Annotated in this window: 12 protein-coding genes; 4 read left to right on the plus strand and 8 right to left on the minus strand. The window is 73.7% G+C overall.

What is annotated here, in order from left to right:
- Positions 1 to 27 precede the first annotated feature (27 nt).
- Together ACZ7EC_RS12715 and ACZ7EC_RS12720 are read left to right on the plus strand one after the other, a co-directional pair.
- Positions 28 to 291 carry a hypothetical protein gene (locus ACZ7EC_RS12715; RefSeq protein ID WP_471061663.1) on the plus strand — a complete coding sequence of 88 codons (264 nt, stop codon included), beginning with the start codon at positions 28 to 30 and terminating at the stop codon, positions 289 to 291.
- Positions 291 to 2,576: a heavy metal translocating P-type ATPase gene (locus ACZ7EC_RS12720; protein ID WP_471061666.1), complete on the plus strand. Its 2,286-nt coding sequence runs from the start codon at positions 291 to 293 to the stop codon at positions 2,574 to 2,576. The genes ACZ7EC_RS12715 and ACZ7EC_RS12720 overlap by 1 nt, the downstream gene beginning before the upstream one ends.
- Before the next feature lie 51 nt (positions 2,577 to 2,627).
- Here ACZ7EC_RS12720 and tsaD read toward each other — a convergent pair whose 3' ends face one another.
- Entirely contained in the window at positions 2,628 to 3,680 is a 1,053-nt protein-coding gene (tsaD, locus tag ACZ7EC_RS12725; RefSeq protein ID WP_471061668.1) for a tRNA (adenosine(37)-N6)-threonylcarbamoyltransferase complex transferase subunit TsaD, read from the minus strand.
- A gap of 212 nt (positions 3,681 to 3,892) precedes the next feature.
- Between tsaD and ACZ7EC_RS12730 the strand changes: the two genes are divergently transcribed.
- Positions 3,893 to 4,060: a hypothetical protein gene (locus ACZ7EC_RS12730; RefSeq protein WP_471061670.1), complete on the plus strand. Its 168-nt coding sequence runs from the start codon at positions 3,893 to 3,895 to the stop codon at positions 4,058 to 4,060.
- 12 nt (positions 4,061 to 4,072) lie between these two features.
- Here the strand turns inward: ACZ7EC_RS12730 and ACZ7EC_RS12735 are convergent, their stop codons facing one another.
- The 6 genes from ACZ7EC_RS12735 to ACZ7EC_RS12760 form a co-directional block, all read right to left on the minus strand.
- Positions 4,073 to 5,620, minus strand: a complete 1,548-nt coding sequence (locus tag ACZ7EC_RS12735) for a N,N-dimethylformamidase beta subunit family domain-containing protein (protein WP_471061673.1) — start codon at positions 5,618 to 5,620, stop codon at positions 4,073 to 4,075.
- A 184-nt stretch (positions 5,621 to 5,804) separates the two neighbouring features.
- On the minus strand, positions 5,805 to 6,806 hold the full coding sequence (locus ACZ7EC_RS12740) for a phosphotransferase (protein WP_471061676.1): 1,002 nt from the start codon (positions 6,804 to 6,806) through the stop codon (positions 5,805 to 5,807).
- 110 nt (positions 6,807 to 6,916) lie between these two features.
- A complete protein-coding gene (locus ACZ7EC_RS12745; RefSeq protein ID WP_471061679.1) occupies positions 6,917 to 8,740 on the minus strand; it encodes a phospholipase C in 1,824 nt (607 codons plus the stop codon).
- A gap of 241 nt (positions 8,741 to 8,981) precedes the next feature.
- Complete coding sequence (efeB, locus tag ACZ7EC_RS12750; protein ID WP_471061681.1) at positions 8,982 to 10,208, minus strand: iron uptake transporter deferrochelatase/peroxidase subunit; 1,227 nt, start codon at positions 10,206 to 10,208, stop codon at positions 8,982 to 8,984.
- The gene (locus ACZ7EC_RS12755; RefSeq protein WP_471061684.1) at positions 10,205 to 11,398 is read right to left on the minus strand and encodes an EfeM/EfeO family lipoprotein; all 1,194 of its coding nucleotides are present in this window, start codon (positions 11,396 to 11,398) and stop codon (positions 10,205 to 10,207) included. Before ACZ7EC_RS12755 ends, efeB begins: the two co-directional genes overlap by 4 nt.
- A 166-nt stretch (positions 11,399 to 11,564) precedes the next feature.
- Positions 11,565 to 12,326 carry a polysaccharide deacetylase family protein gene (locus ACZ7EC_RS12760; RefSeq protein WP_471061686.1) on the minus strand — a complete coding sequence of 254 codons (762 nt, stop codon included), beginning with the start codon at positions 12,324 to 12,326 and terminating at the stop codon, positions 11,565 to 11,567.
- A gap of 177 nt (positions 12,327 to 12,503) precedes the next feature.
- Here ACZ7EC_RS12760 and ACZ7EC_RS12765 point away from each other — a divergent pair, with 177 nt between their 5' ends.
- On the plus strand, positions 12,504 to 13,259 hold the full coding sequence (locus ACZ7EC_RS12765; RefSeq protein WP_471061689.1) for an acetate uptake transporter family protein: 756 nt from the start codon (positions 12,504 to 12,506) through the stop codon (positions 13,257 to 13,259).
- A gap of 195 nt (positions 13,260 to 13,454) precedes the next feature.
- Here ACZ7EC_RS12765 and ACZ7EC_RS12770 read toward each other — a convergent pair whose 3' ends face one another.
- Positions 13,455 to 14,222, minus strand: coding sequence for a GNAT family N-acetyltransferase (locus ACZ7EC_RS12770; protein WP_471061692.1), 768 nt, complete (start codon positions 14,220 to 14,222; stop codon positions 13,455 to 13,457).
- Between the last annotated feature and the right edge of the window lie 217 nt (positions 14,223 to 14,439).

Genomic DNA, 14,439 nt, shown 5'->3' on the forward strand with positions numbered 1-14,439 from the left:
GCCGTACGACGCACCCTGGAGACTCGGTTGACGCACCAGACCCCCTCGCGCGCCGCGGACCCCGCGGCCGTGAGGGCACGCAAGACGCCCCCACCCCTCGTGCTGTACGGCTTCCTCATGCTGCTGGCGGCGGTGTTCGCGGTCGCCTGGGCCGTCGGCGCGTCCGTCGGCCCCATGGCCCCCGGCCTGCCCGGAACCCGCCCCGCGCCGAGCGGAACCGGAGGCCACGACGGAGGCATGGACATGCGCGACACGGGCGGTATGGACATGAGTCACGGGAGCGGCGACTGATGGCCGCCGAGCCCGTGGCCCCGGACATGGTCACCGATCTCACGGTCGGCGGCATGACCTGCGCCGCCTGTGTGACGCGGGTCGAGAGGAAGCTCGCCCGACTGGACGGCGTCACCGCCACCGTCAACCTGGCGACCGGCCGGGCCCGCGTCCGCCATCCGCCGGAGGTGAGCCCCGAGCAGCTGATCACCTGTGTCGAACAGGCGGGCTACACAGCCGCGTTGCCGGAGCCGCCCCTGGCACCCGCGGCCGCGGAGGCCGAGGCCGGCCCCGGCGCACAGGAGCGGCGGGAACGTGCACGGCTGATCGGCACGGCCGCGCTGGCCGTGCCCGTGCTGGTCCTGTCCATGGCGCCGGCCCTCCAGTTCCGCGACTGGCAGTGGCTTAGCTTCGCGCTCGCGGCCCCGGTCGCCGTCTGGGGAGCCTGGCCCTTCCATGTGCGCGCCGTGCGGGGGCTGCGGCACGCCGCGGCGACCATGGACACGCTGGTGTCGCTGGGCGTGACGGCGTCCTTCTCCTGGTCGGCGTACGCGCTGTTCCTCGGCGGGGCGGGCGGCCCCGGCATGCGGATGCCGTTCACCCTCATGCCCGCCGCCTCCGGTGGCGCGGCACACATCTACCTCGAAGCAGCCGCGGGCGTACCGCTGTTCGTCCTCCTGGGCCGCTTCCTCGAAGCGCGGGCCCGGCGGGGCACCGGCGCCGCGCTGCGCTCCCTCGCCCAGCTCGCGGTGAAGGAGGTGTCGGTCCGGCACGCCGACGGAGAAAGACGCGTACCGATCGGGGAACTGACGGCCGGGCAGGAGTTCATCGTGCGGCCCGGTGAGCGGGTCGCCACGGACGGTGCCGTGGTCGAGGGCAGATCCGCCGTCGATCTCGCGCTGGTCACCGGAGAGAGCGAACCGGTCGAGGTCGGTCCGGGTGATCCGGTCGTCGGCGGCGCGGTCAACGCCGGGGGTCTGTTGCTGGTGCGGGCCACCGCCGTCGGCACGGACACCCAACTCGCCCGCATCGCCAGTCTGGTGACGGAAGCTCAGAGCGGTAAGGCGCGGGCACAGCGCCTGGCCGACAAGGTCGCGGGTGTCTTCGTCCCAGTGGTGCTCGCCCTCGCGGTCGCCACGCTCGGATTCTGGCTCGGCGCCGGAGCGGAGCCCCAGGCCGCGATCACCGCGTGCGTGGCCGTGCTCGTCGTCGCCTGCCCGTGCGCCCTGGGCCTGGCGACGCCCACCGCGCTGATGGCCGCGACGGGACGCGGTGCCCAACTCGGCGTCCTCGTCAGCGGCCCAGCGGCCCTCGAAGGGCTGCGGCATCTCGACGCCGTGGTCCTGGACAAGACCGGCACCCTGACCTCGGGACGGATGAGCGTCGTCCGGGTCACCTCGGTGCCCGGCGGGCTGGGCTCCGCGGAGGTGCTGCGGCTGGCCGGCGGCCTCGAACAGGGCTCGGAGCACCCGCTCGGCCGGGCCGTCGCGGCCCACGCCGCACGGAATCCGGGCGGTCGGGAGCTGCCGCCCGCAGGGGACTTCACCGCCGTACCGGGCCATGGCGTACGCGGCCGGATCGGCGGTCGCCTGGTCGAAGTCCACGCTCCGGACGACGAGTTGCCGGCCCCGCTCGCGCACGCCTTGCCGGCCGCCGAGGCCGCCGGGAACACCGCGGTCGTGGTGCGGGTGGACGGTGCCGAGGAGGCCCTGATCGAGATCGGGGACGTCCTGCGGCCCGGCGCCTACCGGGCCGTGGACCGGTTGCGGCGGCTGGGGGTGCGCCCCGTGCTCGCCACCGGAGACCGCGCGGCGCCTGCCCGCGCCGTCGCCGCCCACCTCGGTATCGACGAGGTGCACGCGCGCTGCACTCCCGAGGCCAAGGCCGCCCTCGTCCGACGGCTGCGCGGCGGCGGACACCGTGTCGCCGTCGTCGGTGACGGCGTCAACGACGCGGCGGCGCTGGCCGGAGCCGACCTGGGCATCGCCATGGGAAGCGGCGCGGACGCGGCGATCGGCGCGGCTGACGTGACCCTGGTGAATGGGGACATCGACGCACTCGCGGACGCGGTACGGCTCGCGCGCACCGCGCTCGGCACGATCCGCGCCAATCTCCTGTGGGCGTTCGGCTACAACGTCGTCACCGTGCCGCTCGCCATGGCCGGTCTGCTCACCCCCATGTTCGCAGCGGCGGCGATGTCCGTCAGTTCCCTGCTCGTGGTCGGCAACAGCCTGCGGCTGCGGGCGTGGCAGCCGTCACCGGTCCGCGCTCGCGGGAGGCGCCCGACCGTTCGCGGCGCGCGGTGACACCGTCGTGGCCGTCAGTCCGGCGCGCGCGGGTGAGGGCACGGAACTCCGTCATGCCGCGCCCGCGTTCCGCACGACCGGATGCAGGGCCGCGTACTCCAGCGGAGCCGAAGGATCGATCGACACGTCCAGCGGTGCCGGCTCGGCACCGGCCCGGACGAGGAGGTCGCCGACGGCCGCGATCATCGCGCCGTTGTCCGTGCACAGTCGCAGCGGCGGTACCCGCAGCGCGATTCCCGCCGCCCGGCAGCGCTCCTCGGCCAGCGACCGCACCCGCGAGTTCGCGGCGACCCCGCCGACCACGATCAGGGTGCCGACCCCGTGCTCGGTACAGGCGGCGACCGCCTTGCGGGTCAGCACGTCGGCGATGGCCTCCTGCAAGGACGCCGCCCCGTCGGGCACGGGCAGCCCGGCGGGTCCCGTGTGGGACTCCGCCCAGCGGGCGGCGGCCGTCTTCAGGCCGGAGAAGGAGAAGTCGTACGAGCCGGGGAGCGGCCGGGGGAAGGGGACGGCGCGCGGATTCCCGTCGCGCGCGGCCCGGTCGACAGCCGGGCCGCCGGGATAGGGCAGGCCGAAGACGCGGGCGACCTTGTCGAAGCACTCGCCGGCCGCGTCGTCGAGGGTGTCCCCGAGATGCGCGATGGGGTCGCGGGCCAGGTCGCGCACGAGGAGGAGCGAGGTGTGGCCGCCGGAGACGATCAGCACCACGCAGGGGTCGGGCAGCGGGCCGTGCTCCAGCGTGTCGGCGGCGACATGCCCGGCCAGGTGGTGCACGCCGTACAGCGGCACGCCCAGCGCGTAGGCGAGCCCCTTCGCGCCGGCCAGTCCCACCTGGAGTGCGCCGGACAGCCCCGGCCCCGTGGTGACGGCCACCGCGCCGATGTCGGACAGGAGCAGCCCCGCCTCCTCCAGTGCCTTCCGGACGACCGGGCGCAGGGCGTGCAGATGGGCGCGCGAGGCGATCTCGGGCACCACTCCGCCGTAGCGCGCGTGCTCGTCCATGCTCGATGCCACGGCGTGCCCGAGCAGGCGTCCGTCCCGGACGAGTCCCGCGCCGGTCTCGTCGCACGACGACTCGATACCGAGGACGATCGGAGAGCCCATGCCCCACCCTTCCTGCACTTGCTGAGTTATTGCGAACAGTGTGCAATAGTGCGCCGTCGTATGCGAACCCGGAGCCGGGGCTCGCTGCCGAGCGTTCAGTCGTTGCACCACGGTTGTCATTACTGTCAGTAACATGATCACCTTTGGGAATGGTTGCATCGGCCAGTCAAGTCGGCGCGCCGTCCGATGTCATGTCTTTCCCGGAGATGTCCATGTCTACTGTCAGTGACGCTTTAGAAGACGCCCGTATCCAGTACGAGCAGCACACCCGCGCCTGCCGCCAGTGCCGGGCCGACTCCGCGCCGTGCGCCGTGGCCAAGCATCTGTGGCGCCTGTTCAACAAGGCCCGCCAGAACCAGTTGCGGGCGCAGGAGGGCTGACCGGGGCGCCGGTCAACCGCCGTACACCGCACCGGTGTCGGCGTCGGGCGGCGGCGCGTGGCGGGCCGCCGGGCCCAGGGCGAACATCCGCAGCACGTTCTCCGTGGTGCGGGTGACGAAGGCACGGGTGCGCGCGTCCATCCCGTGGTCCCGGCCGAGTTCGCCCGTCCCGGCCAGCAGGCCCTCCACCCAGCGCATGGTGCCGGTCGCGAACACCCCGGCCCCGGCGGGGGTGGTGTAGTACGCCGAGTCGCTGTGGCTCGCCCGCCCCGCGCACACCAGGGGGGAATGCGCGGTGATCTCCAGCGGGCCGGGCGTGGGGGCGCCGGGGGTGACCCGGTCGTACTCCACGCCCACCAGATGCGCGAAGCCCTCCCCGGCACGGACGCCGGTGCCCTCGTAGGCCCAGTGGTCCGGCGCCCGTACGACATACGGCGCGTCCACGGGGTAGCCCTCGTAGAACACGCCGGTGAGCGCGGACTCGGGGTCGGCGCCGGGCGGCAGCCGGTAGTCGGTGGTGACCCGTGCCGGGGCGGACGGATAGCACGGGTCCGCGCGGTAGTCGCTCTTGTAGCAGACCACCGTACGATCCCCCGCGCTCTCCCCGGCCTCCAGCCGCACCCGGCGGAAGCAGGTGTTCGCGCCGAGGAAGGCGAGGTTCGTTCCGGCGTCCCGCGCGGCGGTGACATGGGCGCGCTGCTCGGGCGTCCAGTACTCGTCGTGCCCCGCGCAGACCACGGCGTGCGCGCCCCGCAGCACTCCGGGGTCCCGGTGGACGTCGGTACCCGTGCTGTACGCGAGCGGGATGCCGAGGCGCTCGGCGAGCACCACCAGCGCCCGCTCGTAGGTCAGGAACTTCTCCGCACCGCTGCCGTCGTAGGGCCGGTCGAAACCGACCGCGAGGGACCGGGTGGTGTACGCGCCGTCCGCTCCGGCGTACAGGCTGGCGCCGCCCCAGCGGTTGTACGCCTGCCAGGTAGCGGGGGCGTGGAGCAGGACCGTGCGGCCCGCGCCGTCGGTGGAGCGGACCACGAACGGGACGTACCGCTGGTGTCCGGTGTCCGCCTCCAGGCGCAGCAGATAGGCGCCCTCCGGCCAGCCGGTGGTGTCCACGGGCAGCGCGAGAGGCCAGTCGGCGCGCACGGTACGGGTGGCGGGCAGCACCCGAGGGGCGGCCTGCGCCCGGCCGGGTATCCGGCCCGAGGCCCAGATCCGCCGGGCTCCGGCGCCGCCGTACCAGCCGACGCGGAACGCCGAGACCCGGAACGTCGCCGCGGTGGTCGACACGTGCAGGCCGAAGGTCTCGCCCGGCGTCACGCTCACCCGGTCCGCATAGCCGCTCACCGCGTCCGGCGGGCCGGTCGGGCCGAGCCGCCAGGCCGCGGTGCCCGGCGCGTCGCGCTCCGACTCCGGCCGGGTCCCGCCGCTCCGGGACCTCGTCGGCGCGGCCGTGCACGCGGCGGCCGTACCGAGCCCCGCGCCCGCGCACAGGGCCAGGAACCGCCGCCGGCCGAAATCGTGGCCGTCCGCCGGGGCCACGCCGTCTCCCGGATGCGTCATCGCTCCAGGGTCGGCGCGGTCCCGCCGGTGGCGCAACCCGCCGGGACACCGCACCGCCCCCGCCGCCCCCGGCGGGCACGCTCGGGGACGGGGCGCCGCATGCGCTCCGGCGCGCCCAGGGCGGCTCGTGTGGATCATGCCGGGTCCGGGGGCCGGACGAAGGGCCCTGGGACAACGAAGGACCCTAGATCGGCGGCTCGTCGAGGAGGCCCAGCAGCCATTCGGCGCTCTGCGCGGCGCCGGGTGCGGGGCGTCCCGGATGGGGGAACATCCGGCCCCAGGAGGTGGCGCGGCCCAGGCAGCTGAGCCGCCAGGCGAGGCTCGCGGCCCGCCGCAGGTCCGCGGCCGGCCGGCCGGTGCCGGTCCAGGGCTCCAGGTAGGCGTCGCGCAGCCGGGGCAGGGCCTGCGGGCCGTACCGCTCGCGGACCTGTTCGGCGGTGACCCGGAGGCTGCAGAACGGGTGCGAGACGGCCGCGTCCCCCCAGTCGAAGAACGTGAACCGGCCCGGCGCCGGCCTGAACAGCTGCCCGTCGTGCAGATCCGCGTGGTCGAGGGTGTCCTCGATGCCGAGCGCGGCGAGTTCGGCGCACCAGTCCACGAGCCGGGGCCGTACGGCCGCCACCCGGACGCGTGCCCCGGCGTCGAGCGCGGTGTCCGCCGCCAGCAACCGGTCGAACACCTCCGGCAGATCCGGGGTGCGGGCCGCCGGGACCCCCAGCCGCTCCAGTTCCCCGGCGTACGGCGTCAGGGCGCGCTGCACACCCGCGTACTGGCGCAGCAGGTCCTCCCAGACCTCCGGTCCGACCGGCTCCTGCGCCAGCACCTGCCGGAACAGATCGCCGCCGTCCGGCAGCAGCGACCAGGCGCGCCCCGCGTCCACGGCCAGCGGCTTAAGCACATGTCCGGGCACCCAGCGGGCCAGCGCGGCGGTCAGCGGGCCCTCGAAGGCGGCGGATGGCGGGTTCGCCTTGAACCAGACCGCCTCCCGCCCGGCCACGGGCACCCGCACCAGCACCGACCACGGCCGCAGCCGCACCCGCAGCGCGCCGTCCCCGCGCAGACCGTGCCCGGCCAGCCGCTCCCGGACCCAGTCGAGGGCCGCGGCCCGCCAGGACTCCTGCTCCCACGGCGTCACCGCGTCCGGGAAGGCGCCCCGGTCCACGGTCATCGGGATCTCGCTTCGCATCACGCCATCCCAGCAGCACGGCCGGGGCCCTGACCACTGGTTTTCCGGCGCGGACAGGGGTGTGCCCCCCGGCCGGCGACCGGGGGGCACACACGGTGGGCTCGCTGTCGTCAGGCCTGCTGACGGCGGCGCATCGTGAAGTACGTGCCCGTCAGACCGGCGGCCAGCAGGGCACCGACGCCGAGACCGACCGGGAGGGCCGGGAAGGACGCGTCCGTGGTGTCGGCGGCGTTCTGGAGGGCCGGGCCGGGCGTGATGCTGGTGTGCACCGGGGCGACGTGCCTGATCGGGCCGACGGACTTCACCGAGCCGTCGGTGTTCAGCAGCACCTGCTTGTCGTTCGGGTGCCGGAAGTCGAACATCCCGCGGAGCGAGCCGGCCTTCGCGTCGAACGAGGCGTCACCGATGCGGCCGGTGTGCCAGTTGTCCTCGATGAAGCGGGTGATGGACGCCTGGTCGGTCAGCGTGTGGTCGACCTTGTTCACCTTGCTGTACGGCGAGATGACCAGCAGCGGCTGCCGGGTGCCGGGGCCGCAGCGGTCCGCGTAGCCGCCGGCCGCCTTCGGGCCCTGCTGGCAGGCCGGGCTGTCGGTGGCCTTGCCGTTGGAGCCGACCGAGGTGTCGGTCGAGCCGTTGCGCGGGGCGACGAACGCGTGGTCGTACCAGCCGTCGGAGTCGTCGTAGGCGACCACGATCGCGGTGGACTTCCACTGCGGCGAGCTCTGGATGGCGTTGATCTCGCCGACCAGGAAGTGCTGCTCGTCGAGCGGGTCCGAGTACCCGGCGTGGCCGTCCTGGTACTCGCCGGCCTTGAGGAAGCTGACGGACGGCAGCTTGCCCGCCTTGAGCGCGGCGGAGAAATCGGTCAGGTCGTAGTTGTGGTTGGCCTGACCGCTGTGGCCGATCTCGGAGACGGACTTCGGCGGCAGGTGGTGCGGGTTGGCCGTCGACTTGTAGTACGAGAACGGGTTGTGGTGCGGGCTGTAGTCCACCGCGGCCGCGCCGCCCACGTTGGTGTGCGTGGTGTCGCACTTGGCGTACGAGCCCGACTGGCCGTTCCACGCGGTCGACGGACGGAAGCCGCCCTGGAACCAGCCCCAGGACACCTTCTTGGCGTTGAGCAGGTCACCGACGTTCCTGCCCTGCATCGACGCCAGCGCGTTGCTGCTGGTGTGGTCCTTGTCAGAGCAGTCGTCCCAGGCCGGGTCGGGGTCGTTGACGACCGTGCCGACACCGTTGGCGTCCGGCGACTGGACCGTGTACGAGTCCGGCTTGGCGGTCTGCTTGCCGGTGGCCGGGTCGATGGAGACCACGCCGTGCGTGTTGCCGGAGGCCAGGTTGAGGGCGCCGGGGGTGGACGGCCCGTAGTTGGAGCTGTAGGCGCGGTCGCTCAGCGTGTAGTGCTGGGCGTAGTTCCACAGCGCGGTGACGGTGTTGCCGTCGTAGTAGTCCATCGCCAGGCCCGGCTCGCCGAACAGGCCGCCGCTGCACTTGTCGACCTCGGTGTTCTGCACGAACTGGTCGGCCCTGCCGCCGTTGTAGGCGTACTGCTCCGGGCCGTAGGAATGGTTCTGGTCGCAGGTCAGCGCCTGGGACGGCGACAGGCGCTTCGGCGCGTACTGGTTCGGGTTGTGCTTGAGCAGCCCGGCGTTGGCGAGGGTGTCGATGTCCTTCGGGGTGTGCTTCGACGCGGTGAACTTCGTGCCGTCGGTGTTGGCGGCCTTCGGGTACGTGGCGAAGTAGTGGTCGAAGGAGATGTTCTCGTCGAAAAGCACGACGACGTGCTTGATCGGCGTCGCGGTCGACGAGGACCCGTGACCGTGGGCGGACGTCGCCGCCCAGCCGGGCGCGTTGCTGCCGAGCGCGGTGAGCGCCGCGACCCCCGCGAGCGCGCCCAGGCTGCGCATCGCGGCTCGTCTTCCTCTGCTGGCCATGGTGGTCTACCCCTTTGGACAGAACGTCTGTGCGGTGTACGAGCAGGCATGCTGCGCGCCTTGCGGGGCACGATGGCGGAGCAATGATGTCGTGCGGGTGAACACCGAGTCAGGGAACCTGTGGGAAAACTTGACGGTGTGTTGACCGAGCGGGCCGCCGGGTTGTCCGGACAGGTTCGGCTGAACTGCCCGCGTGGCCAGGGAAAATGGCCCGGACCGGTTCGCTGAAGGAGTGGACACGTCAGGCGAACAGGGCGCGTCCGTACCAGTCCTGGACATCGCGCACACCGGGCAGCGCGAAGAAGTAGCCGCCGCCGAACGGGCTGATGTAGTCGGTCAGCGGCTCGCCGGCCAGCCGGTGCTGCACGGTCTCGAACTGCCGTACAACGTCCTGCTGGTAGCAGGAGAACAGCAGGCCCATGTCCAGGTTGCCGTTGGCGTCCATACCCCGGTCGTAGTTGTAGGCGCGGCGCAGCAGCCGCTGCCGGGCGGTGGCCGGGGTGCGCGGGTTGGCCAGCCGGATGTGCGCGTCCAGCGGGATGACGTCGCCCTTGGGGTCGTCGGCGTACCGCGGCACGTCGTGCTCGCGGTCGCCGTCCAGCGGCGCCCCGGAGGAGCGGGACCGGCCGATCATCCGCTCCTGCTCGCCGAGCGAGACCCGGTCCCAGAACTCCACCAGCATCCGGATCAGCCGTACGACCTGGTAGCTGCCCCCGACGGCCCAGTCCGGCTCGCCCGAGTCCCGCCCCACCCAGACCAGTCGGTCCATCTCGCGGGCGCTCGTGGTATCCGGGTTGGCGGTGCCGTCCCGGAACCCCAGCAGATTGCGCGGAGTGCCGGAGGGCCTGGGCGGGCTGGCGAAGCCGTCCATCCGCCAGCGGACCTGGAGGCCGCCGCGTGTGTGCCGGGTCATGTCGCGCAGCGCGTGCAGGGTGACGTCCGGGTCGTCGGCGTGCAGTTGGAGGCTGAGATCGCCGTGGCACCACTCGGCCTTGAGATCGTCGTCGGGGAAGGCCGGCATGGCGGTCAGCAGCCTGGGCCGGCGCGCGCTCAGCCCGAACCGGTCGTCGAACAGCGAGGCGCCCACGCCCACGGTGACGGCCAGCTGCCCGCCGGGCGGCCGGTCGCCGAGGATGCCCGAGTCGGCGGGGGGCCCGGTGACGCCCACCGGGTCCGGGCTGCCGCCCGTGGTGAGCAGCCGCGCCCGCTCGGTCAACGTGCGCAGCACGTCGCCGAGTTCGGCACGGCTCTCGGCGGTCACGTCGAGCGCGGCGAACACACAGGTACGGCGGGGGGCCGCGATCGCCGACGCCTGGTGGACGCCGTGGAACGGGGCGAGGGCGGACACCGGTGCGCCCTCGGCCGGTTCGGGTGCGGCGGCGCTGGTGGCGAGTCCCGCACCGGCGAGGGCCGCGCCGCGCAGAAAGCCGCGCCGGGCGAGTCCATTCGGTCGTTCGGCGGTGCTCACACGGTCCTCCGGGGGTCGCACAGGGTCGCCACCGACGCCAGCCGCTCCACGAGGCCGTCGAGCACGGAGTCGGTCCGCTCCCGCTGGGCGCGGGTCAGACCGCCGAGCGCGGTCCAGTGCCCGCCGTGCCGGAACCCGTCGAGGATCTGCCCGGCGCGCGTCGACTCCCGGTCCAGCTCCGGCAGATCGGCGTACCGGGTGGTGAGCAGCGGACGCAGCCGGGACAGTACCTCGCGGGTGCCGTCGAGATTGGCGCGGGCGGTGGCGAGATTGCTGCCGCTGCCGTAGTCGGTGCGGCCGGTCAGCTCGAACTGCACGGTGTTCTCCAGGATCTCGTGCGCGCGCAGCCCGAGCTGGGCGGGGTCCATCCGGCTCTGCGCCCAGCTGTCGCGCAGTCCGGTGAGCGCCGTGACCAGGGCAGCCGCCGGGGCGCGCAACCCGCTCGCCGGCTCGCCGTGCCACAGGCCGTACTCGATGCGGTGGAACCCGGTGAAGTCCTTGTCGTGGACCCCGCGGGACAGTCCGGCGTCGGTGCCGTTGATCTTTCCGTCGGCGTCGCCGAACGCGTCGTACGCCGCGCCGAGCCGCTCGTACTGGAGGTGCGCCGGCAGCCAGGCCGCGCGGGCGGCGGCGAGGTCGCCGCGGTCGATCGCGTCCTTCAGCTCGGCCGAGAGCCGTACCGCGGTGGCGAGTCCGCCGCCCACCCACTTCTGGTAGGCGAGCGCGGGCGGGATCAGATCGTGCTCGGTGACCGGCACGGCGCCCGGGCCGCGCCGCCCGCCGGTGACGTGGACGGTGGGACCGGTGACGGCGTCCGCGTCGTCGGGCACGCACATGAACGCGTACGCGCCCTCGCCCACCCGGACCGTCAACTGCCGTGTGGTGCCGGGGCCGACGCCCTCCACCTCGCCGTACACGGCGTGGGTGGCCGGATCCTCCAGATAGACCTCGGCGGCGCCGTCGGAGGTGTTGTGCAGGTCGAAGGTCTGCACTCCGGGCTCGGGCCGGGTCCAGCCCCGGCCGCAGTGACTCTCGGAGACCTCGACGACGACGCGCCGGGCGGCGGTCTTCTCCGGCCGGGAACCGCCGGTGCACAGGGCCGCCGACGCGAGCACCACGGCGACGACGAGGAACACGGCCGGCGCCGTCCGGAGACGACGCGACCGCGTGCCGAGGCGGGGCAACGGCATGCTGAGCCTTTCCGGACGACGTACGCAGCGGTCCGCGGGACGCTTTGCGCACCGGCGGAACGGCCTCATCGTAGACACCCGGAGGGAACCGAACACCCGTCCGGGGTGTTCGGTGGCCAAGAATTTTCCGGGGGTTCACCGGCCGGTACATCGACCGGTGCCCGGTTCAGCGCACGGGGAAGCCGAAGCCGTAGCCCTGCTGCTTCAGCCACGGCAGCAGGGTGCGCAGCGCGGCCACGGTCTGCGAGCGGTCGCCGCCCGCGTCGTGAAAGAGCAGGGTGGGCCCGTTGGGCAGCTCGCTCTTGACGGTGGCGAGGATGGCGGCCGTGCCCGGCCGGTCGAAATCCTTGGAGTCCACGTTCCAGCCCAGCGGCCGCATCCCGTGCGCCGCCGCGAGCTTGCGGCTGTACGGCGTGAACGCGCCGCCCGGCGCCCGGTAGTACATCGGGCGCACGCCCCCGGACGCCTCGGTGATCTGCCGCTCGGCGTCCAGGATCTGCTGCGACTGGTAGGACTCGGACTTGTGGTCCATGCCGGTGTCGTGCGACACCGTGTGGTCGCACAGCCGGTGCCCGGCCGCGACCACCTGCCTGACGACGTCCGGATGCGCCTGCGCCTGAGGGCCGATCATGCAGAACGTCGCCTTGACACCGTTCTCCCGCAGCACCTGGAGCACCTGCGGGGTCCAGGTCGGGTCGGGGCCGTCGTCGATGGTGATGTTGACGGCGTGCGCGCCGCCGTCGGAGGAGTGGGCGATGACGGGCGATACGGCCACCGTCTTGGGCGCGGTGTGCTGGGCCGGCGCCGCCGGGGAGTGGTTCTGCCCCGCCTGCGCGGTCCACACCGAGGCGGCGGCCGCCATCGCCGTCACCCCGACCGCCGCTCCGATCACCCGGCCGTACCAGCCCCGCCCCGCGTGCCGCGCCATGTCCCGCCCCCTGCTTCCCGCCGTGTCCCCGGCTCTCGTCTCCTGCACCGCACCTGGCAGGACGGCGGGCGGGCCGCCCGCGCTCCCGCTGTTACCGTTCGCGGACAATTCCGCGACAACGCCCGGACCTGCGCTCCGGCAGCGGGGGCGTACGCACCGGACGCGAAGGGGTACTCCGTGACGTGGACGCACGGCACGGGCCCGAGGGACGGAGTGATCCGGATGCCGCCACCAGGAGCGGGGACGCACGACCCGGCGAGCGGGCCGCCGCGCCCCGAGGATCTGACCAGGATCATGCTCAGGCCGCTGGCCAGCAGCCTGCCGCTGGGCTTCTTCGCCTTCGGCACCGGCAGCGTGCTGCTGTCCGCCCAGCAGCTGCACTGGGTGCCGGTGGCCCAGACGGCGCCGCTGATGCTGCTGATCCTGGTTTTCGCGGTGCCCCTGGAGCTGCTCGCCGGCACGCTCGCCTTCCTCGCCCGCGACGGCGGCGCCGCCTGCGCCCTGTGCGTCCTCGGCGCCACCTGGGCGGGCACGGCGCTGGTCACCCTGCTCGGACCAGCCGGCCGGCGCAGCCCGACTCTCGCGGTGTTCGTGCTGGCCGTCGCCCCGCTGATGCTGCTCCTCTTCGTCGCCGCGCTCCCCGGCAAACCACTCTTCGGTGTGCTCCTGCTGATCGGAGCGTGCCGCTTCGCCCTGACGGGCGCGTACGACGCCGGTGCCGGACCCGCCCTGCAGACCGCGGCCGGCTGGCTCGGCGTCCTCCTCTCCGCGTTCGCCCTGTACGGCGGCTTCGCCCTGCTCCTGGAGGACACCGCCCAGCGCACGGTCCTGCCCCTGGGCCGCCGCGGCCGGGCCCGTACATCCCTCCAGGGCGACCTCGCCACGCAGTTGGAGCAGGCGGAGCGGGAGGCGGGGGTGCGGCGGCAGCTGTGAGCGGAACCGCTCGCCGGCGACCGCGCCGTTCCCCCGCCGGTGGAGCAGGAGGCGGCGAGGCGGCCGGTCCAGCCGTCGGAGACCTCGGACGTGGCCTTGCGGAGCGGTTCGCCGGTGCTCGCCACCTCCAACGCGACCGTGCCGGTGCGGCCCGAGCGCTTCGTCAAGGACAACCCGCTGCCCTGATGGATCCCCTCACCCCCGGTGCGTCAGATACAGCCGGGTGCCGCCGGGCCGGAAGCCCACGCGTTCGTATACGCGGCGTGAGCCCTCGCCCGAGTACTCCAGCCATACGCTCCGGGCCCCCCGGCCGAACAGCGTCCCGGCCAGGCTCGCGGTGACCGCCGCGGCGATGCCCCGGCCCCGGTACGCGGGCAGGGTGCCGACGCCCGCCAGCTCCGCGGTGCCCTCGGCGGGCGCGGAGCACAGCGCACCGCCCGCACAGGTCCCGTCCCCGGCCCGGACGAAGCGGACCGCGCCGCCGCCCTCCTCGGTGCGCCGCAGCCGGGCCGCGCCCTGCGGGGAGGGGGCCCATGCGCCGCCGAACGCCTCGGCGAGCGCGGTGTCGATGGCGACGTAGTCCCCGTCGGTGACCGGCGTCTCCACCCGGATGCCGGCCCCCGGTTCCGGCGAGGACCGCGGGACGGTGAGTGTCGCGGGGGTGCAGACCAGGTATTCGTGCACCGCCTCCGTGGTGAATCCGGCCCGCCGGAGCGCCGGTTCGACCGCCGGGGCGGCGTCCGGGGCGAATTCCAGCCGGGGTACGAGTCCGCGGGAGCGGAACGCGTCGATCAGGTCCGCCACGTCCGCGTCGGTGGGTCCGGCGCCCGGAACGGGGGTGGCGTAGTTGACGTACGGGCTCGTCGTGGCCGGATCGAATCCCACGACGAAGCCGCCCACCCGGCAGGCCGCCGGGCGGCGCAGGAGATGGGCGACGGCAAAGCTCTGGACATCGGTGTGCACGCTGAGAAGTCCTCACGGTGAAAGCGGTCGTGCGTACGGGGGAGCGCCTCGGTGAGCGAGGCGGCGGTGTGCGGGACACCGCGACGTCGGGCCGCCGTGAGGAGAGCGTGGGAACGGGGAGCGCGCTGCCGTGGGGCAGAGGGCTCAGTTCCGACGGCGGCCGCTGCGGGACGCCGAAACCATGGACTTCAGTCCTTCGGAGGGAGAAACGGCAACC

The sequence above is a fragment of the Streptomyces sp. NPDC037203 genome, assembly GCF_055605065.1.